Here is a 21542-nt window from a genome sequence, read left to right as displayed (position 1 = left end):
GTACTCGTTAACCACGCAAACATAAAGTATGAGATTTATATTAGGGTTATATCATGTCAATGAATGGTTAGCTTTTACATGATACTCTAAAACAATTAACCTTCAGCAGCTTCCATAGCACGCAAGTCTTTACGTAAGATTTTGCCCACATTTGATTTCGGTAACTCATCGACAAACTCAACATGGCGAGGACGCTTATAACCAGTTAAGTGCTCTTTGGCATAGGCCATGACCTCCTCTTCCGTTAAGCTTGGATCACTACGTACGATAAATATCTTAGGAACTTCACCACTTTTATCGCTATGTACACCGATAACGCCACATTCTAAGATCTTTGGATGACCTGACATGACATCTTCAACTTCGTTAGGATAAACATTGAAGCCTGAAACGATGATCATGTCTTTTTTACGATCCACAATTTTAAAGTAGCCGTCTTCATCCATCACCCCGATATCACCGGTACGGAAATACCCATCTGGAGTCATGACTTCAGCAGTGGCATCTTCTCGTTTCCAGTAGCCTTTCATCACCTGAGGGCCACGGACACAAATCTCGCCACGCTCCCCAATGGCTACTTCATTACCTTCTTCGTCTATGATGGCCATATCCGTAGCAGGGAATGGTACGCCGATATTTCCTGGGAACTCATCAAGTCCCATAGGGTTAGCAGATGCGACAGGCGAGGTCTCTGACAGACCATAGCCTTGAACAATGACATTGCCTGTGCCTTTTTTCCATTTATCAGCCGTATCTTTAAGCACTGCCATACCACCGCCCATAGACATCTCAAGCTTGCTATGGTCCAGTACTCTAAAGTGCTCGCTATTAATCAAACCGTTAAATAACGTATTAACCGCAGGGAAGAACGCAGGCGGATAGTCTTTATACGCTTTGATTAAGCTCTTACCATCGCGCGGATTTGGCACCAGCGAGTTAATCGCCCCTTTTCGCAGACCATACATGCCGCAGACGGTAAATGAGAAAATATGGTATAAAGGCAGAGCCGTCATAATAACCGGCTGCTCATTTAATTCTTCATATTTATCAAACGCTCCACCAATATAGGTGTCCGCTTGGATTAAGTTGGCCACTAAGTTGCTATGGGTAAGCATGGCGCCTTTGGCAACCCCTGTGGTACCACCGGTATACTGCAATACCGCAACGTCTTCTAACCCTATATCGGTCGGTCGGGTATAGGGTTTACTAGCGCCAATTTTTAGGGCTTGTTTGAAGGTTAAGCTACCCGGAATACTATAAGACGGTACCATCTTTTTCACGTGACGCACCACGTTATTAACAATAAAGCCCTTTAGAGGACTCATTAAGTCACCCATCGAGGCAATAACCACATGATCGACGACTTTTTTTCCAATATCAGCGTACGTTTTAGCGAAGTTCTCTAAGATAATCAGCGCTTTGGTCTCAGAATCTACTAGCTGATGCTCAAGCTCATGTGTGGTATATAGAGGGTTGACATTGACCAAAATCAAGCCGGCACGTAGGATGGCTAAAATTGCCACTGGGGTTTGTAAAATATTTGGCATCATGACCGCAACTTTGTCGCCTTTTTTTAGGCCAAGTGACTGCAAATAAGCGGCCATCTGTTTGCTATAGCGATCTAAGTCATCATAAGATAACTCTTGATTCATACACACAAATGAGATTCTACCCGTGTGGTTTTCGAAGTTTTCTTCTAGAATATCGATCAATGAGGTGTCGGCAGGTGGCATTTCAATATCGTATTGCATACCTAGCTTTTCATAGGTTTTAAGCCAAGGTCTATCATTACGGCGAAACTGACTGTCTTGATTTTCCATAATCTTTGTAACTCCTAAAATTGGGTCTAATGGAATAAACTAACCTGCTAATTCTTATTTAAATAAATGTACATTACCCGTGAAATACTGCCTATCAAATTGTAGCCGTTAGAGTGAAGCTGTGAAAAAAGCAGTAAAAAAACAGTTTAATAACTGCCAGATAACGGTTATACAATTTTAAAACACAGAGGGGTTCGTATTTTTATCTAAAATACACTATTTAACGGGTTTATGACAACTGTAAAGTGCATAAATAAAGTAGATAGAAGCCTATAATGGTCAGATAGACTTACCATACTACAGGATAACCTACAGATAGACCTAGCATCTTGTTGCACGGATTATCAGGACTATACCAATTTTGTACGACATCAGTTGACGTATTAAGTCAAGATTAGGAATATCATGCCTTTTTTATTGCGTTAATATCCGTTAGGATAAGCTACCCTAAATTATATTTCTAACGTTGTACTGATTTAACCCTCAATGACTTATAAACTAAGCGCATATGATACTTAACATTAAGGTCAATGAATGACCTTTTTTTAAATAGCATTTACATGACCTAACATCTAATACTCACATGACCTAACATCTAATACCGTAAAATTTAAAATTTTATCAAGAAACAGCGTTAACAAAATACCCACTTTATAATCGACAAGGCAACATCATTTATTATGTCTGATATATCAAACCCTCCCCCTACCGCCACCGTTATCCCAAACGAGGCAATGGACACCCGATCAGTCGCAGAATTTACTGAGCAAGCTTACCTAAACTACGCCATGTACGTGATTATGGATCGGGCACTGCCGCATATTGCCGATGGCTTAAAGCCGGTACAGCGCCGTATCATTTATGCCATGAGTGAGCTTGGTCTTAAGTCGACGACCAAACCCAAAAAATCTGCCCGTACCGTCGGTGATGTGCTGGGTAAATATCACCCCCATGGTGACACCGCCTGTTATGAGGCCATGGTATTAATGGCGCAGCCGTTTAGCTATCGCTATCCACTGATTACAGGTCAAGGTAACTGGGGTAGCCCTGATGATCCCAAATCGTTTGCGGCTATGCGCTACACGGAAGCAAAAATGTCGGCATATGCCAACACCTTACTCGCTGAGCTGGGTCAAGGCACTGTAGACTGGCAAGATAACTTTGACGGCTCTATGCAAGAGCCAGTCACACTTCCTGCCCGTCTTCCTAATATTATGCTAAATGGCACCACAGGTATCGCCGTTGGTATGGCGACCGACATTCCCCCGCATAACCTCAATGAAGTGGTACGCGCGGCGATTCGTCTGCTTAAAAATCCTGAGCTGTCAGTCAAGCAGCTAACTCAGTCTATTCCAGCCCCTGACTTGCCTACCAAAGCCGAAATCATTACCTCCAAAAAAGACTTGCAGCAAATATATGAGACCGGCCGTGGCAGTTATAAGATGCGCGCGGTGTATCACGTCGATAAACAACAGAAAAATCTGGTTATCATCGAGGCCCTGCCCTATCAAGTGTCGGGTAATAAGATCCAAGAACAAATTGCTAAGCTGATGATGGATAAAAAGCTACCTTGGGTGGTCGATATCCATGATGAGTCCGATCATGAAAACTTCTGCCGTATCGTGTTAGAGCTACGCTCAACTCGTGTCGATGTCGATAGAGTCATGAGTCATCTGTTTGCGAGCACCGAGCTTGAGAGCAATTATCGAGTCAATATGAACATGATCGGTCTTGATGGCCGACCACAAGTCAAAAATCTAAAAGGTATCTTAAGCGAATGGTTGGTCAGTCGCCGTGATGTGGTCACCCGTCGCTTACAATACCGTTTGGATAAAATAGACAAGCGCTTGCATATCTTGGCCGGTCTACTGATTGCTTATCTGCATATTGATGAGGTCATTCGTATTATCCGCGAAGAAGATGATCCCAAGATGGAGCTGATGACTCGCTATGACCTGACTGAGATTCAGGCCAATGCTATTTTAGACATTCGCTTGCGTCAATTAGCGCGACTAGAAGAGATTGAGCTTCGCAGCGAAAAAGAGGCACTTGAAGCCGAACGTGAGAAAATCCAAGAGCTACTCGATAACCGTGATAGCTTGACTGCCCTGATGATTGAAGAACTTGAAGCGGACATGAAAGAGCATGGCAATGATCGTATGTCGCCTGTGGTTGAGCGTGGCGAGGCCACGGCATTAAAAGAATCAGACTTAGTGCCTAGTGAGCCGATTACTGCGATTTTGTCCAAAGCCGGCTGGATACGGGCTGCCAAAGGTCATGATGTCGATGCGGCTGGTATGAGTTATCGATCAGGTGACAGCTATCAAGCGCATGTGCAGGGTAAGTCTAATGAGAAAATCTATATCATGGACAGCACAGGACGCAGCTATAGCATTGAGGCGCATACGTTAGCATCTGCGCGCGGTCAAGGCGATCCATTAACCAGTGTGCTAAAACCTGCTGCCGGTGCCAGCTTTGAGCAGCTACTTGCTGGTGACGACGATCAACGCATTATCTTAGCAAGCTCTCAAGGCTATGGCTTTATTAATACGCTGGGCAACTTAGACACCAACCAAAAAGCAGGCAAAAACATCATCAACTTCGATGCCGATGCCAAGTTACTCAAAGTACCGTATATCGATGTTAAATCAAGCGAGGACACGCAAGCCACTGACAGTGATGACAACCAGCCTGAACCCTTAGTGCAAGATCAAATTGCCGTCGTGACCTCAGCGGGTTATCTTCTGATTTTCCCAATCGATGAGTTGCCAGAACAACAACGGGGTAAAGGCAATAAGCTGATTAATCTCAAGAAAGACGAAGAAGTGATAGCCGTGATACCGCTGCATCATGACGACAGCCTAACCGTCACCGCTGGTAAGCGCCATGTGACGTTAAAGCCAATCGACTTAGCCAACTACACTGGTAAGCGTGGCAATCGGGGCAGTCAGTTGCCCAGAGGTTTTCAAAATGTGACAGAGATTGAGGTGGCAGGGTAACACATAGTAGACCCTGCGTTTTACAAACATTCATTCAATAGGTACTTCTTACGCATAATATAATCCACCCGAGTCCTCCTTTAAGTAAAGGGGGACATTTTTACTAAGTTGAAATACAAGCCAACTAATAAGCAGCCTTAACTTTCAAGATGATATTATGCCCTTTACCTTCTCTCATCCTGCCATTGTTCTACCCTTACAAGGTATTTTAGGACGTAGAGTTTCATTGACTGGACTTATTATTGGGAGTCTAACGCCAGATTTTGAATATTTCTTGCGCATGCATATTCACAGTGAATATAGCCATACGCTACTAGGGACACTATGGCTTAATCTACCATTGGGCGTTGCTTTGTGTTTTATTTTTCATTGTATTATCAAACGCCCTTTAATAGACAACTCTCCTGAATTTATTCAATCAAGATTGACCGAATTAAAAGAAGCTACTTGGCCCTCTTACTTCAAAACACACTGGTTAATTGTCTGTATCTCTATTCTTATCGGTGCCTACTCGCACATTCTCTGGGATTCATTCACCCACCCGCATGCTTTTTTTAGCACTTACTTTGAGCTACAACGGCCTTTGTTGAATACAGACATCCCTATCTCTAAATTTTTGCAGCACTTTAGCACCGTCGTTGGCGCACTCATTATTGGTATTTATTTCTTTAGAATAAAGCCCGCATCAAAAACGTACCTTAAACCTAAGATAAGCTTTTGGGTATCTATTATTGTCTTAGCATCGCTAATTATGAGCATTAGAGTGGCTATAGGATTGCAATGGTTTGAATATGGGAACATTATTGTGAGTGGAATAATGTCAGGTATGCTATCACTAACTGTCGTTAGTTTGTGGATTCAAATAAGAAAATATCGTATCTTTTAACAATTGATAAAAAGTATTCAATAAAGGAATACTTTCGAAAATAAGTCCATCGCTATTTTCATTAGAGGGGTACTTTCGAAAATAAGTCGATTGCTATTTTCAATTGAGGGGGTCTTTCGAAAATATAAGAGTTTCTATTTTCGAAAGCTAGTCCTAATAAAAATAAAATAATAACTAAGAAAATGGCTTGTAGCGTGCGGTGTAGCGCAGCGTAACCCACGGTTTAGACAAGTGTAACGCTAAATATTAATCTTAGGTGCGATTTAAGCTAGGTATAAGTAGACGAAGCGAATCCCATGATTTAGATAAAGTAAATGCACTCTACCCTAACAAGGCTGTTTAGCCTCGATTGAAGTGGATATACTGCTTGGCAAGACGAGTTGTCGATGCTTGATAGGGGTTGGCTCACGAAGTAAGAGACAACCCCTATCTTAGCAGCTGCCTCGTCTGGACAAGCAGATAGTAACGAAAAGATACCATCTTATATGTCAACTCAAATTACTATCAAATAGTAACTTGAGGTTTGTATTTGCTTTGGTGCTTTATCACACCATAGCAAATCTGTAATAACTTTCTCATACCTGCAATCAAAGCCACTTTCTTGCATTTTCCTCTCTTCAGCAGTCGCTCGTATAGTTGCTTAACATCAGGATTGCAACTAATTGCAGATAACGCACACATGAACAACTTCGATCGTAGGTTGCCATCCCCTTTTTTACTAATACGGCTTCTTCCTTTAAAGATTCCTGACTGTATATGTATAGGGGTTAATCCAACAAATGAGGCGCATTGCGAAGCATCCTTAAAGTCTTTAGATAGGAGTAACGACAATACATTCGGTGCGACTGTCTTACCTATGCTTGGAATGCTAACTAGGTTGTCATAGCCTGACTTTAAGTCAGGATGATTACCTATGTGTTTATCTATCTTGGCTTGGATGATATCTATTTGTTCGTTATAAGTGTCTATCACTTGTTTTATAGATTGGGCGATATCGTTGTCATAGCTCTTTCTAGATTCAACTTTTTCTAGACGGTTGCTTTCTCGCTTCTTATCAGCCTTGAGCGTGTCTAAACGGTCTAGCAGATACTTGAGCTTTCTGACGTGCTCAGGTTCTGGCTCCCATGCTTTAGGGTGCCTTGTATAGGCGTATTGCGCGAGTACGTACGCGTCTTGTTTGTCGGTTTTGTGATGACTGCCGATGGCACCTGCAAATTGTTTGGCATATGCCGGATTAATAACGGCTACTGTGTAGCCTTTACTATGTAGATCATAGGCTAGGTTCTCATAGTATATGCCTGTGGCTTCCATGATGATAAGATACTCATCCGGTTTCTTGTTTGTGCTTTGCTTAGCTAGCCATTTGGTAAAGATTGCAAAGCCTTTTTCGTCATTAGTAAAGGTTTTACTGTGGGCTTTGTTTTTAACTTTTTTACCTTCTCTGTTTAGCCATGTTGCGTCAAATTTAGCTTTGGATATGTCAATTCCAACGTATACTTGATAGGTCATTTCTTTGCATTTCCCTTGTGAATACAGTGTCTCTTAGTTTTAATTTCTAAGGCACTTTGATACCATTCAATCTAAAGAAATACAGGTAGAGGGCTTTATCTTTGCGTCGAGCTCTTTGGCTATAGCGAGATCACTAGCTCACTCTACCTGCTACCATAGCTAAGGTTAACACTTATCTATGGCTTTTTTAACATACAAGCGAGATCAGCTACTAAAGAGAACGCACTACCATTCAGCTCTACACAATTTCGTTATCACACGCCTTGCCATGGTAGAAGTTATATAGGTTTTGTAGGGCGTATTCGACCATGTTATCGACCGCAATATCAGTATAAAACGCATAATGCGGGGTGAATAAGACGTTTGGCATATTAATCATACCAAGGAACATGGGATCTGGAATGATGCTATTGGTATGGTCTCTGTGCACGATACCGACTTCTTTTTCATATACATCGCCCGCGTAGCCCTTGATAGCTCCAGTCTTTAGTACATCTATCAGTGCTGAGGTATCTACCAATTCGCCCCTTGCTGTATTGACTAATATGGCGTCTTGTTTCATCAGTGCTAATTTTTCTGCATCGATGAGGTGATGCGTCTCTTTGGTATAAGGGCAATGCAAGGCGATGATATCCGCCTCTTTTAATAGCGCGTCTAATTCGACGTACTCGACGATATCTTTGGCCTCAGGGTTTTCATAAACATCATGGGCAATGACACGCTTGCAAACGCCTGAGAATATACTGGCTGTAGTGAGTCCAATACGACCTGTGCCAATCACGCCCACCGTTTGAAAGCGCATTTCTTGTCCGATTAGACCCGCTAAGCTGTAGTTTTGCGCTTGAATACGTTTTAAGGCTCGCGGTAGATTACGTAGCATGGTAAAGGCAAGCGTTAAAGTGAACTCGGCAACCGCATAAGGGGAATAGCGGGCGACATTGGCGACTTTTATCCCAAGCTCTTTTGCAGTGTCAATATCAATATTGTTGAAGCCTGCAGCGCGTGATGAGATATATTTCACACCGTGCTTGTGAATAATCTTTAGCGTCTCTTTATTTACTTTGTCATTGCCTAAAAAGGTAACAGCATCATGACCTTTGACTTGATCGGCGTTGTCTGGAGTTAGCATGTCTTTGACAATAGTGAGCTCAATATCCAATGATTCGCTATGTTTTTTGAGGCTGGCCTCTTCATCTGGACGCACGCTATAAGCGATAACTTTCATGACTTTTCCTTGTTGTGTGGTTATATGTTTTGATTTGGATGTTTGTTTTTATTATTTAGAGTTCAGGATTTGACTGTTAAAACTTGACTGTTTTTGACTGGTTATTGTCATAGGACTTACGTAAAAATACGATTTTACAGCTTTAAAGGCAACTGGTTATTATTTATGGAGCGTCTGGCTCTACCTTCAGAGGATTCATAAATAAATACCAGTTGCCATAATATCTACTCGTGCGTAAGTCCTATGCTATTTATTCAAATTTAATCTCGTAGTTTTTGTCATTCAGGATAGGAATGACTTTTGTAAATAATATTTTAAAGACAACACCCAACACGATAGGGACAACGATAAATGCAAGCGTAATGATAATCATGTTATGCAGACTAGCGCCGCCTTCCATCGTATTGAATGCCGATATCGGACCGATAAACCCTGCGAAGCCAAAGCCTGCACTAATAGTCGTGCCTGATATACCAAAAAACCCCGCCATAGCGCCTAATACAGCGGCATTTAAAATGACTGGCAGGGCGATAATAGGCTTGTTTACAAAGTTTGCCATCTGAATTTTGGGTGAGCCTAAAAAGTGTGCAAACGAGGTACCAAGTGAGTTCACTTGCCAGCCCATGATTGCAAGCCCAAAACCCGCTGCGGTAATCCCTAAATTGGCCGCACCTGAGCCCACCCCAGCTAAACTAATGGCAACGGCGATACCCACTGTAGATACGGGCGACATCATGAGTAGAGAAAATAAAATAGCAATGGTAACGCCCATTAATACGGGCTGTAGTGTGGTTAAGGTTTGGACAAAATGTCCAATTAATGTGGTGATTCCTTTTATAAAAGGTAGGGTTACTAACCCTAAACCACCAGCCACTAGGATGACGATAATAGGAATCAGTAAGATGGTATAGGCTTTTAAACGATTGCCACAAAGGATAACAACCAATGAGGCAATGGCGGCAGTAATACCGGCATTAATCACATCGCCGGTGCCTGACACCACAAAACCACCGCTGTCCGACACTGTGGCGACACCGGATCCGATAACCGTCGCAATCCCGATCGAGCTGGTTTGAATCGGGGTAAACTTAAATGACATGCCAATACACACCCCGATAACCATCGGTAATAGCGACATGGCCAGTGTGACCATCTCCAAGACGTCTTCGGCATAAGCAAAATGCGGGATTAAGGCTTGACTGAGATTGCCCAATATTGCCCAAGGTATCAAGGCAACCACAATACCTGTACTCATCCCGACTAAAACATCATTGATAAACTCTTTGGGAGTTATGGATTTTTTGTCATTCATAAATTAACCTTTATCATGCCTATTACATTGTAAAAAAGTCGTAAAAATAAGGCTTAGTCGTCCTTGAACATGAAGTTTAACTAATGATAAATACAGCTTTTCATCGTTAAATATTTCTTATAGTTAAATATTTCATTCTCAGTATGGATTTATAGTCAAAGAACTCTAAAATGGTTACAAGGCAACCGAGTGCAAGTACTACTAGAGTAGGCTTAACGAGGTTAACGCCGTAACCGTTTAGTAGTTCGCTGACTATAATTTTTTGAGAGTTGATCGATAGTTACTATAATAACTCTGGTATGTGACTAAATTTGTTCAATTTACTTACTGATAACAATCAAATAAAAATAATCAGCAAAAAAATAGCTAGGATTAAAATCCTAGCTAGATAAGAAGTACGCTAATATTAATATCAAAACGACGTAGTAGAAGCTGGGCTAGTAAATTTTATTAAAACTACTGGCTAAATTAATACCGCTTAACCAGCAACTTTGCGATAAAACCACTGACCTAATTTATTAAACCCAAGAATAATGCCCAATATAATTAAGCAACTTACAATGAAGACAGCCCAGTCTGGCAAGGGACTTAACCAACCGATGCTAAACTGTAGATTGAGGAAGGCTTCCGTGGGCCACTCTGAAAACGGGGTATTGTTACCCGAGTTTAAGATTGCCAGAAATATAAGATAGCCTATAAAACCAAATATGGCTCCAAATAGCTTTTGCTTAGTACTATTTTTCATATTATTTAATCTCTTTGACTGAATTTGATATCTTAAGCTATCAACTCTACAATAAAAGTAGTTCAAAATAAATCAAAAGCCCTATAAATCAAAAGCTCTACAAATCAAAAACCCCTTATCGCTATTAAGCGATTAGGGGTACGTTTTCAACAACAAGCTATGCGAACTATGCGGCAAACAAGCAATGCAGTAATCTAGCAAAGGACCAGAAATTTTACTGACGCAGTCCTAGAATAGGAATCACTAAATCCTCTTCATCGGTTAAATGTTTAGACAGAAAGTCAGTGCCGCTTACTAAGTTTTTATGTAGGCGCTCGGCAAGCCCTTTATCCTCATTGTCTGCTTTCACAAGCTCGTCATTTAGTGCCAGCAAATCATCCAATAACGCATCAAGCTTGACATGGTCACGCTCCAATATCTCAAAGCCTCTTTTAAGTTGAGGATAAGAGCTCACAAAGTCAGGAAAGAAACCATGGTCTTCGACACTGTGATGCTGATGTAGCTTCAAGACATGCATACTAATACGCTGCAATACTTGCGAGCGATAATTCTCCCAATTAAGCGCCCCCATCAAATGCTCTTCTGTTAGCTGCTTTAAAATACGCTGGCGCTTACGAATGTTGGTATGAACATTAAGCCAACCCGACGTTTTGTAAGCATAATCGGAGGAGTACCATTGATTTGGCGGTAGTTTCTCATAAAGAAATAACCAATCTGGGTCCAATCGACTCTCAGGATGTCGGGGTGTTGCAATGACCTTGTTCTCTTGTTGATTATTTGGGCTTGTATTTTCAGTTGCGCTGTCCACAAGTCACCTCCTTAACGAAGCACTATTTGAGGTTACACCCGTTTTGACTAAACCTTAAGGTATATAACACTCGTTATTATTTACTCAATCCAAATTATTTAATAAATCTAAATATATCGAATTATAACTGTAGAATTTATATAAGGTTTATCCGATCATTATCAAGGTTTTAACGGCGTTTATTCGTATAGGGCGTGTTGGTGAATACAGGTGAATACAACCTATTCATTAACGATATTTACTTTAATACTTGTAAATACTCCTTCCTGAAGCCTCATATTTTCTCGCAAACACTTATAGTTAATCTAGGTCTAGTTCACGCCAAATATCAGTAAATATCGCTTCTAAATTGGCTCGCATCTCTAACGTCAGTTTGGTACATAAATGTCGTAGACCATGCACCTGTACCCCTGCCACTTCAGTGTAAGCATAATAGTCTTCCATTTTGCCCATTAAAGGCAGCTTTCTGACGATTATCTCACTACCGTCACCATATTGCTCTAAGAAACGATCAAAGGAGCGCCAACCCATACAAATAATATGCTTAGGATTGATGTGTTCAATATCCAATCGAGTTAGGGCATGATGCTCAAGTTGCATATCTTCAGGCAATTCGGATAATTGGGCTTGCAACACCGCTTCTTTGGGCGCAGCAAAATAGGACACGAAGCTGGTCTCAGCACAGCGCTCTAATCGCTTAATATCGCCTGCACATACCACATCGACAATACGCTTGGCATAGCGACTGCCTCTTGCAACATCAGCAATATATTTACAGGGAAGCGTTTCAAAATCCTTTACCACAGCTTGAGCTCGGCGCGCATCAATATCACCCCAGTCTTCTCGATTACTATGCCCAGGATTGATGCTCACAAATAAAATATCAGGATTCAATATTTTACCGCTAATAAAGTCACTGGGGTAACACAATGGGTCATCACCAAGTATTTCATTCGCGCGCGCCACAAATTCGTTGATCCGCTGTTGCTTGTCTTCAAAATAAGCATAGGTCATACGATAGCTCCACTGAATCTTTTAACTCGCACCTTGTAGAAATAAAACCTTGATTATATGTCTAGGTCGCTCTCTCTTCCTTGCGCATTGATACGGCGCTGTTCTTGGCGTTGATAGCGAAGACCAGAACCTGCATACCAGCGTGTTTTATTTTTCTGCAATAAATCGCTAAGACTATGTAACTGTGCCTGCAAGGTTTGGGTCAGCCAAAAGTAACCCTGCCATTCAAAATCTAATTGGTGAATACTTGGATAATCTGATATTTTTATACGGGTAATAGGGCGAAACACCTCATCACTGGGACTTCTCAACACCGCTGCCATATGGCGCATGGCCTGTGTTAACTCAGAATGATAATGTTCCAATAAAATACGATTATCCCCATCAATAGGGTGCTGATTGAGAGTTGGAGCCGCACTTAATAACAAGTCGATGGTGCCAATAATATTACGATGCGTACGCTGAATTTGATCAAGGGTTTGTTTGTCGATACCTGTCTCATTAGCGGTGGCAGCGATATGGGCTCGTACTTTTAACAGGCGTTGGTTAATTTTTTTAAGACGTTGCACCATATCATCATTCACCAGACTACCTATTGTGGTATCACTCAGCTCACCTATTGACGTAATGGTTGTGGCACCAAGATCCACTCTCGACTCACGGCTAGGGGATAAGTGATGATCGGCTAAGTCTTCTTTTTGTATAGAAGCTGCCTTGATAGTCGGCGCTAAAGCTTCTATTGATGGTGGGTGTAGCTGCTGCTGATCATTAGGCACTTGAACGTGTAGCCCTACCCCATCGTATACTTGCGCGCAGGCTTCAAGATTATTTGCTAACAAAAAACGCCACATCAAGGTGGATTTAAGCGGCAAAATAACGGTCGCAACCACCGATATCAGCGTGCCAATAATGACATTCAACGCACGGTATAACCCATCTTCACCGACATTACTGGTACTGGAGATAATCATACACATAGTGATGCCTGTCAGCATACCGATATAGCCCAGTTGACGAATGGCATAATAGCCAATGATGGCACTTACCACCCCTATCACCAAATAATATAGCCATTGCTCACTTAGCAAATTATGGTTCAAAAATAATAACACCAATCCTATGACGATACCGAGAGCAGTGCCAGCGATACGTTCAATCGCCTTGGTATATATCGCCCCTTGGTATTGAAGTAGCCCCAAAATGATAAAGACGGTAATGGTCGTCCACTCACCATGCGGTATTTCCGTCACTTGGTTGATAATTAACGCCGTTACGACGGCTAAACCAATACGTATGGCATGCAGCAAGTCTGCGTTTTGGTAACGGGCATAAGGCTCGATAAAAGGGGCAGCCAGACGTTGTTTTAGAGATTTATTTTCCACAATCTATTATTTCCAAAAGCATTATTAGACAGCTATTTTTTAGACACAGGGTTTTAAACACACAATTTTCAAAAGAAGTGACTGCAAAATCAAATACTGCAAAATCAAAGCCACTTTTTGATAGTATATTTGGGTAGTATAAAAGTATAGATTTAACGTTGCCCTATAACCTTTAGCAAACTTATTTAAAATTTTTATGATGAACAATTAATTCATAATCACGAATATCGTCAAATATTTCAATATCCGCTGGCGTGTCGCTAGTTTTGATTACGCTCATATCGCCCGTTGTCTCCATCACCATAGCAAATACTTCAGATTTGGATTTGATGCCATTTTTTCGCAGCACTTCTTGCAAATCATTTTTCGACATTTTGGCTTCTTTAATATTGTCCCAATTAAACTCACCATGCGCCATCAACACAATAGGTTGATTGTCAACCAGCCTTCTAAAGGCGGTTGATTTCCGGCGTACCACTGAAATACACCCTTGTAATATGAACAAAATTGCAATCGCCAATAACCCTTTTAACAATGCCGGTGACTTCGACAAAATAGTAGACGCCAGAATACTACCCATAGCGACTGTCATGGCGAAGTCATAGCTCGACAACTTAGCAAAGCTACGCAGCCCCATCACTCTGGAGTAAAGAATAATAGCGAAATAGACCACAATTGCCGATAGTACCACCGCTAGAGCAACTTCCCAATCTATCAATAACCACTTTGACCAATCCATATTTTTCCTCAATTCTGAACAGACTCTAAATGTTAAACAAACTCTAAACTTTATGGGTATAGGGTAACATTATCAACCTAGTGACCTCTTTAACAGTCATAGTGCTATTTTGTAGTTCTGTGTCACGCTTTCATACTCTTAACCTGATAACTATATGCACTATTCACTGTTAGCTATTCCCTGTCTACTCTTGTTGCTCCCACCATGGCGAGGTCGGTAAGTTGTCTAAATCAAAAACTTGTCCAATCAGTGGCGTGGCAAGCTTAATTTTTTCTTCTTCAGGCAGAGTGCTATTGTGAGCATCAATAGCTGAAGTAATGCGTCTCACAGGTTCCCGCCAATGATGGGTCGACAAGTCAAACTTTCCCCAATGTATAGGTAGTATCACTTTGGCTTGCACATCAATACCCGCTTGAGCAGACTCCTCTGGGAGCATATGCACCTCTCGCCAGCGCTCGTTATAAGCCCCATCCTCAATAAAGGCGATATCAACCCCCCCAAAGCGCTTACCAATCTTCGCAAACTCAGCAGAATACCCACCATCACCACTAAAATATACCGACAATTCAGGCGACTGTACCGCCCAACTGCCCCATAATGTCTCACGATGCCCGGTAATACCTCGACCGCTAAAATGGCGACTGGGGGCAAATGTAATCGTAATCGCTTGACCATCGTTTCCCGCTATCTGTGTACTGTCATACCAATCATATTCACTGACCTTTGATTCCGCCACACCCCAACGCAGCAGATGTGCTTTTACGCCTAAGGGTACATAGAACTGACCAACCTTATCTTTCACTTGCTTGATGGCTTTATGATCTAAATGATCATAATGATCATGCGAAATAAGTACCGCATCGATATAAGGTAAGTCGTCAACGCTAGGCACATGCGTCATATCAAAAGGCTTGGCACCAATAGGAATGGGTGATGCTCGATGAAAAACAGGGTCAGTAATCAGCGTTTTGCCCGCCGTTTTAAACAGTACCGTAGAATGACCTAACCAAACAAACTCACCTTCTTTTAATGTCGTATTCGCAATACCATGACTTAGAGCCTTTGAGGCGTTTAAAGAATTGTTTTTTGAATCGGAAGGATTAGCAATTAAATTTAAGGGTATTGTCTTGATCGGTTGACTGGGGTTTTTACCTTTTGGCGGGAATAAAAAAGCCCACAGCATATTACCATTTTGAGCAGAATCGCCTTTAAGGACGCCGGAGAAATCAATCGTACTAGCGTGAGTTTGGGTTAAATTAACGAACGTCTTTCCCTTAAAGTTTGGTGACGACTGAATGCGAGACTGGCTATCAGAATCAGGCTTACCCCCAAACGTTGGCGCATACTTTAAAAATAAAACCGTTAAAATAACTAGGATGATGATGATAATCAGCAACCACTTAATGACCAATAAGAAGATATGCATAACAGGAAAATCCAACCGTAGAGTGTGTGTAGTGCGTTATACTAAGGTATCTGAAACCGTCATTTACGCATTAAATAAGAAATAAGCAATTAGTCTAAGTAAACACATTGAGATAAATATATGATTTACGACATTATCGGAGATATCCACGGACATGCCCATAAGCTGAAAGGTCTACTCGATCTTTTAGGGTATACCCTCACCCATCACCCCTCATTAGCTATAGACTATTATCATCCCCCTGAAGGACATCGGGCGATATTCATAGGTGACCTAATCGATCGAGGTCCTGAAGAGCTAGAAACCTTGCAAATTGTGTTTGCGATGTTAGATGCCAATGTAGCAGAGGCTATTATGGGCAATCATGAGTATAACGCACTTGCCTATGCCACTGTTAATGAGTTAGGCGATACTCAGTCAGACCACCCAAACATTGACAATAAAACTTATTTGCGTAGCCATAACACAGCCCATACCCGTCAACATCAAGCATTTTTAGATGAAATCCCGTTTGGTTCGGAAGCTCATGCGTATTGGCTTTCCCGTTTTTATGAGCTCCCTCTATGGATTGAGACTGAACACGCCTGCTTTGTACATGCCTGCTGGGATGAAGACAAAATGTATGTGTTAAAGCCGCTGCTAACCGATGACAACCGTCTTACTCATCAAGCTCTACAGCAAACTGGACAAAAGGACTCAGAGGCTTATGATGCTTTAGAACGCGTGTTAAAAGGGGTTGAAGTGCCGTTACCTGAAGGCATACGTATTGCGGATAAAGAGGGCACGGTACGCAAACGAATGCGGGTTAGATGGTGGCTAAAAGACCTACAGTCACAGCGTATCGTTGATATTGCTCGTGCCTCCACCTCTGACTTAGCGCAAGTGCCTCAAGACGCTGTTATTGACCATGTAGATTTTGAACTGAAGACGGATAAGCCTATATTTATTGGTCACTATTGGCTAACTGGGACGCCAGAACCGCTTAGCCCGCAAGTGGTTTGCACCGATTATTCAGCGGCTGGGAACGGTTACCTAACCGCTTATCAATTTGATACCGAAAACCCTATGCCATTATCTTCTGATAACTTTGTACAATATATTGAAGACCAGCCACTTTGATAACAGCGACTTGATGAATAACCACTTGAAAAATAGCTACTTTAAAAATAGCCACTTAAGTATCCCTCAGAGTTTGTAGTTAAACAGACTGTATTTAGCTACTTTTTAAAAAATTACTTTTTATTGGAACAGAAATTTTGTATTATGGATGTTTTTTGTTAGGAAACACACGCAATGACTACTGCCAACAATAACAGACAGTCTGACTCAGCGATAGGGCCTATCCAATCCCCTGAAGGCACCCCAAAAGTCGGTATCATCATGGGATCGCAGTCAGATTGGGCAACCATGAGCTTAGCGGCACAATTGCTGTCTGACTTCGGTGTGGCGTTCGAATGTGAGGTGGTTTCTGCACACCGGACACCTGACAAGCTATTTGATTACGCCAAGTCTGCCAAAGATAAAGGTCTACAAGTCATTATTGCAGGTGCCGGCGGTGCGGCTCACCTACCTGGTATGTGTGCCAGTCAAACTGAGCTACCGGTATTGGGTGTGCCCGTTAAATCCTCCACTTTAAGTGGCTGGGACAGCTTGTTGTCAATCGTACAGATGCCAAAAGGTATCGCGGTCGGTACCTTAGCCATAGGTACTGCAGGTGCGTATAATGCTGCTTTATTAGCCATACAAATACTAGCGTTACAAGATAACGACTTAGCAAAACAGTTGGTTGAGTTCCGTAACAAACAGACAGAGACGATCTTAGCCAGCCCGATACCAGGTATTATTAACACTTAATTTTGCTATAATCTTGTTGGGTTTGTTGAACACTCAACACCTAATAACAAGATATTGGACCAACAAACGCCTAGACTTATAAACTTTAAAGTTTCAAAAATTAGACTAGATATTTAGAACAATGGGGTGCTATACGCACCTTTTTGCTTTTATCTTATTGCCTTAATCTCAGTTCGATACGCTATAGTCAAAGAAATCTAAAATGGTTACAAGTCAACCGAGTGCAAGTACTACTGCAATAGGCTTAACGAGATTAACACTGTAACCGTTTAGAAGTTCGCCGACTATATTATATTTCAAACCGTCCAACCTTCACTAACAACCTATTTAGAGCCAATCATGACCACAGCCAACGCCTATCCAGCTACTCAAACTATCCGCACCATTGGTATTCTAGGGGGTGGCCAACTCGGTATGATGCTTGCTGAAGCCGCTATACCGCTTGGCTATCGCTGTGTGTTTTTAGAAGATGCCCCTAACTGCCCTGCCTCTTTATATGGTCAGGTTTTTACCAATGAGCAGATTGCTGACTTTGTTGCTGCTGCTGATGTCTTTACCCTTGAGTTTGAAAATACGCCTGCCAAAACCGTTGAATGGTTACAACAATTGTCAGATGAAGGGACAAAACAAGGCATGTATCCGCCTGTACAAGCACTTGAGGTTGCTCAAGACCGACTCAAAGAAAAAAGCTTGTTTAACGAGCTCGGTATTAAAACAGTACCCTTCTTAAGTGTCGGCTCAAAAAATGAACTGCATTTAGCCTGTGATCAATTAGGGTTACCTTTGGTACTTAAGACCAGCCGTGGTGGCTATGACGGCAAAGGTCAATTTGTGGTGAAGACTCAACAACATATTGACGAAGCTTGGAATGCTTTAGGAGATGCGGTCAGCGGTGAAGGTGACTTAACCCCTACTCCCGCCCCATTGATAGCAGAAGGGTTTATCGACTTTAGCCGTGAAGTATCTATCATTGCGACCCGTGCGCAAGATGGCACGATGCGTACCTATGATTTAATAGAGAACAATCACTACCATGGCATATTAGCCACCTCACAAGCCCCTGCGATTGGTACCAGTCACTTATTACCAGAAGCGAAATCCGCTATTGAAACCTTGATGACCCATTTGGATTACGTCGGTACGATGGCGTTAGAGCTGTTCGTCACTAAAAATGAGGCGGGTAAAGACGTTATCTTAGCCAATGAGATCGCCCCCCGTGTTCACAACTCTGGACATTGGAGTATTGAAGGCGCTGTCACCAGTCAGTTTGAAAATCATATCCGTGCCGTGGTTGGCTTGCCATTGGGGGATACCGACAATGTGCTCCCATCAATTATGGTCAATGTATTAGGTGAATATCCTGACGTATCAGACGTACTGGCTATCGATGGCGCTCATTACCATACTTACCATAAAGAAGAACGTCCTGACCGCAAAATTGCTCATATTACCTTGATGCCAAACGATGTGGTGTATTTAAACCCTGCATTAAAGCGGTTAATATCTATCCTGCCTAATAAAGTAGGCATGGACGACCATGCCTTAACTGAGTCAAAGCCTCTCAAAGAATCTACCCCAGAACCAGTCACTGAGTCATTACCACCTAAGGATATCTAATGAAAATTTGGATTGATGCTGATGCATGCCCTTTGGTGGTAAAAGACTTAATTACTAAAACCGTCATCCGTACCAATACACCCGCTATCTTTGTGGCCAATCAGCCGATTAAAGTACGTAAGTCACCGCTGATTACCATGAAAGTTGTGGGCTCAGGTTTTGATGTGGCTGATGATTATATTGCCGATAATATCGAAAAAGGCGACTTGGTGATTACCAGTGACATTCCTTTGGCGAATGATGTGCTAGATAATGGTGGTCAGGTGCTGACGCCACATGGGATTATCTATGATAAAAATAATATCAAACAAAAGCTGAACGCGCGAGACTTTATGGACACCATGCGCTCAACAGGCGTACTGGACTTGACGCAAATGGGCGGTCAAAAGCCCTATTCTGATAAAGACAAAAAGATGTTTGCCGATGGATTGAATAAGCTGGTGCATTAAAAAAGTTATTTGGTTTAAGCCTTTATTTTCAGGAATAATAATTATGATGATTAAAAAACAACTTGAAGGCTTGCTACTTAACCCAGAAAATGAAGTTGTAGAGTTCAAAGAAGCCAAAACCTCGTATGATTTTGATAAACTTGGCAAATACTTTAGCGCTCTATCGAATGAAGCTAATATCAAAAACAAGCCAGTCGCTTGGTTAATATTTGGTATTGACGATACACGCCAAATTGTAGGAACAAAATATCGTCAACGACATAATGACTTAAACAGCCTCTATCAAGAATTAGCTTCACAGACCTCCTCACGTCATACCTTTAAACATATTCACGAAGTTATCCTGCATGATCGGCGCATCATTTTATTTGAGATACCACCTGCGCCAATATCAATTCCTATTGCCTTTAAAGGTCATTATTATGGTCGTGAAGGCTCTAGCTTAAACCCTCTAAGTTTGGGTGAAATAGACTTTATTCGTTCACAGTCTAAACCCGATTGGGCTAAACGTATTCAACCTGAGGCGACTATCGATGATTTAGATGAGCAGGCCTTAGTTGTTGCAAAAGAGCAGTTCTTTAAAAAACATCCTAGTTTACGTGAAGACGGACAGCATTGGGATACGTTAACTTTTCTGAATAAATCTAAGCTTGCCATTAAAGGTCAGATAACTTATGGTGCTCTACTTTTAGTGGGTAAGGATGAATCAAGCCACTATCTATCTCCATTAGACCCTACAATTACATGGATATTAAAAGACGTAGATAATATCGAACAAGATTATGAACATTTTAGGCCACCTTTTCTACTTGCTGTAGATAAAGTTTTCCGAAGAATTAGAAATTTGAAATATCGCTATATTCCTCACGGAACGTTATTTCCAGATGAAGTCGATAGGTATGATCCTTACATTATTCGTGAAGCTTTAAATAATTGTATTGCTCATCAAGACTATAATGTGGGTGCACGAATTACTGTGGTAGAAAATGATAACCATAGTTTATTATTTAAAAATAAAGGCATTTTTATACCTAAAAGTATTGAGAGCGTTATTTCTGCTGATGCGCCTGAAAGTTACTATCAAAACCCTTATCTAGTCGAACTCATGAAAAATTTTGGGATGATAGATACTGTGGGTAGTGGTATTAAAAAGATGTTTACTATTCAGCGTAAAAAGTACTTCCCCCTTCCAGACTATAAATTCAAAGAGCGCTCGGTAACAGTGACTATTGTTGGTCATATGCTAGATTTGGAATATGCAATTAAACTTGCCTCGCAACCAGAGTTAACTTTAAACGATATATTTTTATTGGATAAAATATATAAACAGCAAGCTGATGATTTAAATAAAGATCAAATTAGATATTTAAGAAGTAAAGGGTGGATTGAAGGTCGAATGCCGAACCTTTATATAAGTGAAACGTTGTCTAAAGCCACAGACGCTACAATTGAATATCATAAAAGAAGGGCAATAGATGATGATTTCTGTAAGGATATGATTTTACGTTTTTTACAGTCAGAGCCTGCAAGACGCAACCAAATAGAAGAGCTGTTAATGGACAAACTACCCGATACTCTATCTCTCTCCCAAAAAAAACATAAAATTAAAAACCTTCTTCAATCTTTGAGGCATGACGGCAAAGTGGAGGTTGTTAGTGACCGTAGATGGGATTTAATTAGAAAGTAATCACGGTACACAACAGAATGATTCTAACTAAGTTCGTCTAAGTTCGTCTAAGTTCGTCTAAGTTCGTCTA

General features: G+C 41.5%; 17 protein-coding genes. 7 read left to right on the top strand and 10 right to left on the bottom strand.

What is annotated here, in order from left to right; translation table 11 throughout:
* Positions 1–95: 95 nt before the first annotated feature.
* Complete coding sequence (locus AC21OG_RS06020) at positions 96–1820, bottom strand: AMP-binding protein (RefSeq protein WP_487378401.1); 1725 nt, start codon at positions 1818–1820, stop codon at positions 96–98.
* A gap of 680 nt (positions 1821–2500) precedes the next feature.
* On the opposite strand from AC21OG_RS06020, the gene parC reads away from it, so the two are divergent.
* The gene (gene parC, locus AC21OG_RS06015; protein ID WP_487378400.1) at positions 2501–4819 is read left to right on the top strand and encodes a DNA topoisomerase IV subunit A; all 2319 of its coding nucleotides are present in this window, start codon (positions 2501–2503) and stop codon (positions 4817–4819) included.
* A gap of 157 nt (positions 4820–4976) precedes the next feature.
* Positions 4977–5705 (top strand): DUF4184 family protein, encoded by a 729-nt coding sequence (locus AC21OG_RS06010; protein WP_487378399.1) that lies wholly within the window; start codon positions 4977–4979, stop codon positions 5703–5705.
* Positions 5706–6209: 504 nt separating this feature from the next.
* On the opposite strand, the gene AC21OG_RS06005 is transcribed toward AC21OG_RS06010, so the two are convergent.
* From AC21OG_RS06005 to AC21OG_RS05965, 9 genes are all read right to left on the bottom strand, one after another.
* Complete coding sequence (locus AC21OG_RS06005) at positions 6210–7214, bottom strand: IS110 family RNA-guided transposase (RefSeq protein ID WP_487378311.1); 1005 nt, start codon at positions 7212–7214, stop codon at positions 6210–6212.
* A gap of 238 nt (positions 7215–7452) precedes the next feature.
* On the bottom strand, positions 7453–8439 hold the full coding sequence (locus AC21OG_RS06000; protein WP_487376433.1) for an NAD(P)-dependent oxidoreductase: 987 nt from the start codon (positions 8437–8439) through the stop codon (positions 7453–7455).
* Positions 8440–8689: 250 nt separating this feature from the next.
* Positions 8690–9751 carry a PTS sugar transporter subunit IIC gene (locus AC21OG_RS05995; RefSeq protein WP_487376432.1) on the bottom strand — a complete coding sequence of 354 codons (1062 nt, stop codon included), beginning with the start codon at positions 9749–9751 and terminating at the stop codon, positions 8690–8692.
* Between the two features lie 478 nt (positions 9752–10229).
* Positions 10230–10496: a hypothetical protein gene (locus tag AC21OG_RS05990; RefSeq protein WP_487376431.1), complete on the bottom strand. Its 267-nt coding sequence runs from the start codon at positions 10494–10496 to the stop codon at positions 10230–10232.
* 214 nt (positions 10497–10710) lie between these two features.
* On the bottom strand, positions 10711–11304 hold the full coding sequence (locus AC21OG_RS05985; RefSeq protein ID WP_487376430.1) for a hemerythrin domain-containing protein: 594 nt from the start codon (positions 11302–11304) through the stop codon (positions 10711–10713).
* A gap of 300 nt (positions 11305–11604) precedes the next feature.
* Positions 11605–12318, bottom strand: coding sequence for a hypothetical protein (locus tag AC21OG_RS05980; RefSeq protein ID WP_487376429.1), 714 nt, complete (start codon positions 12316–12318; stop codon positions 11605–11607).
* 53 nt (positions 12319–12371) lie between these two features.
* Positions 12372–13700 (bottom strand): FUSC family protein, encoded by a 1329-nt coding sequence (locus AC21OG_RS05975; protein ID WP_487376428.1) that lies wholly within the window; start codon positions 13698–13700, stop codon positions 12372–12374.
* A gap of 181 nt (positions 13701–13881) precedes the next feature.
* Positions 13882–14439, bottom strand: coding sequence for a DUF421 domain-containing protein (locus AC21OG_RS05970; RefSeq protein ID WP_487376427.1), 558 nt, complete (start codon positions 14437–14439; stop codon positions 13882–13884).
* 184 nt (positions 14440–14623) lie between these two features.
* Positions 14624–15865: an MBL fold metallo-hydrolase gene (locus tag AC21OG_RS05965; protein WP_487376426.1), complete on the bottom strand. Its 1242-nt coding sequence runs from the start codon at positions 15863–15865 to the stop codon at positions 14624–14626.
* A gap of 120 nt (positions 15866–15985) precedes the next feature.
* On the opposite strand from AC21OG_RS05965, the gene AC21OG_RS05960 reads away from it, so the two are divergent.
* The 5 genes from AC21OG_RS05960 to AC21OG_RS05940 all read left to right on the top strand — a co-directional run bounded on the left by AC21OG_RS05960 (position 15986) and on the right by AC21OG_RS05940 (position 21472).
* A complete protein-coding gene (locus tag AC21OG_RS05960; RefSeq protein WP_487376425.1) occupies positions 15986–16984 on the top strand; it encodes a metallophosphoesterase in 999 nt (332 codons plus the stop codon).
* Positions 16985–17158: 174 nt separating this feature from the next.
* The gene (gene purE, locus AC21OG_RS05955) at positions 17159–17719 is read left to right on the top strand and encodes a 5-(carboxyamino)imidazole ribonucleotide mutase (protein ID WP_487376424.1); all 561 of its coding nucleotides are present in this window, start codon (positions 17159–17161) and stop codon (positions 17717–17719) included.
* A 339-nt stretch (positions 17720–18058) separates the two neighbouring features.
* The gene (locus AC21OG_RS05950) at positions 18059–19336 is read left to right on the top strand and encodes a 5-(carboxyamino)imidazole ribonucleotide synthase (RefSeq protein ID WP_487376423.1); all 1278 of its coding nucleotides are present in this window, start codon (positions 18059–18061) and stop codon (positions 19334–19336) included.
* Entirely contained in the window at positions 19336–19785 is a 450-nt protein-coding gene (locus AC21OG_RS05945; RefSeq protein WP_487376422.1) for a YaiI/YqxD family protein, read from the top strand. The genes AC21OG_RS05950 and AC21OG_RS05945 overlap by 1 nt, the downstream gene beginning before the upstream one ends.
* A 43-nt stretch (positions 19786–19828) precedes the next feature.
* Positions 19829–21472: an RNA-binding domain-containing protein gene (locus tag AC21OG_RS05940; RefSeq protein WP_487376421.1), complete on the top strand. Its 1644-nt coding sequence runs from the start codon at positions 19829–19831 to the stop codon at positions 21470–21472.
* Positions 21473–21542: the final 70 nt, after the last annotated feature.

The sequence above is a fragment of the Psychrobacter sp. CX5 genome, assembly GCF_057621535.2.
This window is presented reverse-complemented; position numbering and strand designations above follow the sequence as displayed.

What these genes read in the sequence shown, in the direction of transcription:
- AC21OG_RS06020 (WP_487378401.1), bottom strand. Translation starts at nt 1,820, where the DNA reads ATGGAAAATCAAGACAGTCAGTTTCGCCGTAATGATAGACCTTGGCTT.
- parC (WP_487378400.1), top strand. Translation starts at nt 2,501, where the DNA reads ATGTCTGATATATCAAACCCTCCCCCTACCGCCACCGTTATCCCAAAC.
- AC21OG_RS06010 (WP_487378399.1), top strand. Translation starts at nt 4,977, where the DNA reads ATGCCCTTTACCTTCTCTCATCCTGCCATTGTTCTACCCTTACAAGGT.
- AC21OG_RS06005 (WP_487378311.1), bottom strand. Translation starts at nt 7,214, where the DNA reads ATGACCTATCAAGTATACGTTGGAATTGACATATCCAAAGCTAAATTT.
- AC21OG_RS06000 (WP_487376433.1), bottom strand. Translation starts at nt 8,439, where the DNA reads ATGAAAGTTATCGCTTATAGCGTGCGTCCAGATGAAGAGGCCAGCCTC.
- AC21OG_RS05995 (WP_487376432.1), bottom strand. Translation starts at nt 9,751, where the DNA reads ATGAATGACAAAAAATCCATAACTCCCAAAGAGTTTATCAATGATGTT.
- AC21OG_RS05990 (WP_487376431.1), bottom strand. Translation starts at nt 10,496, where the DNA reads ATGAAAAATAGTACTAAGCAAAAGCTATTTGGAGCCATATTTGGTTTT.
- AC21OG_RS05980 (WP_487376429.1), bottom strand. Translation starts at nt 12,318, where the DNA reads ATGACCTATGCTTATTTTGAAGACAAGCAACAGCGGATCAACGAATTT.
- AC21OG_RS05970 (WP_487376427.1), bottom strand. Translation starts at nt 14,439, where the DNA reads ATGGATTGGTCAAAGTGGTTATTGATAGATTGGGAAGTTGCTCTAGCG.
- AC21OG_RS05965 (WP_487376426.1), bottom strand. Translation starts at nt 15,865, where the DNA reads ATGCATATCTTCTTATTGGTCATTAAGTGGTTGCTGATTATCATCATC.
- AC21OG_RS05960 (WP_487376425.1), top strand. Translation starts at nt 15,986, where the DNA reads ATGATTTACGACATTATCGGAGATATCCACGGACATGCCCATAAGCTG.
- purE (WP_487376424.1), top strand. Translation starts at nt 17,159, where the DNA reads ATGACTACTGCCAACAATAACAGACAGTCTGACTCAGCGATAGGGCCT.
- AC21OG_RS05950 (WP_487376423.1), top strand. Translation starts at nt 18,059, where the DNA reads ATGACCACAGCCAACGCCTATCCAGCTACTCAAACTATCCGCACCATT.
- AC21OG_RS05945 (WP_487376422.1), top strand. Translation starts at nt 19,336, where the DNA reads ATGAAAATTTGGATTGATGCTGATGCATGCCCTTTGGTGGTAAAAGAC.
- AC21OG_RS05940 (WP_487376421.1), top strand. Translation starts at nt 19,829, where the DNA reads ATGATGATTAAAAAACAACTTGAAGGCTTGCTACTTAACCCAGAAAAT.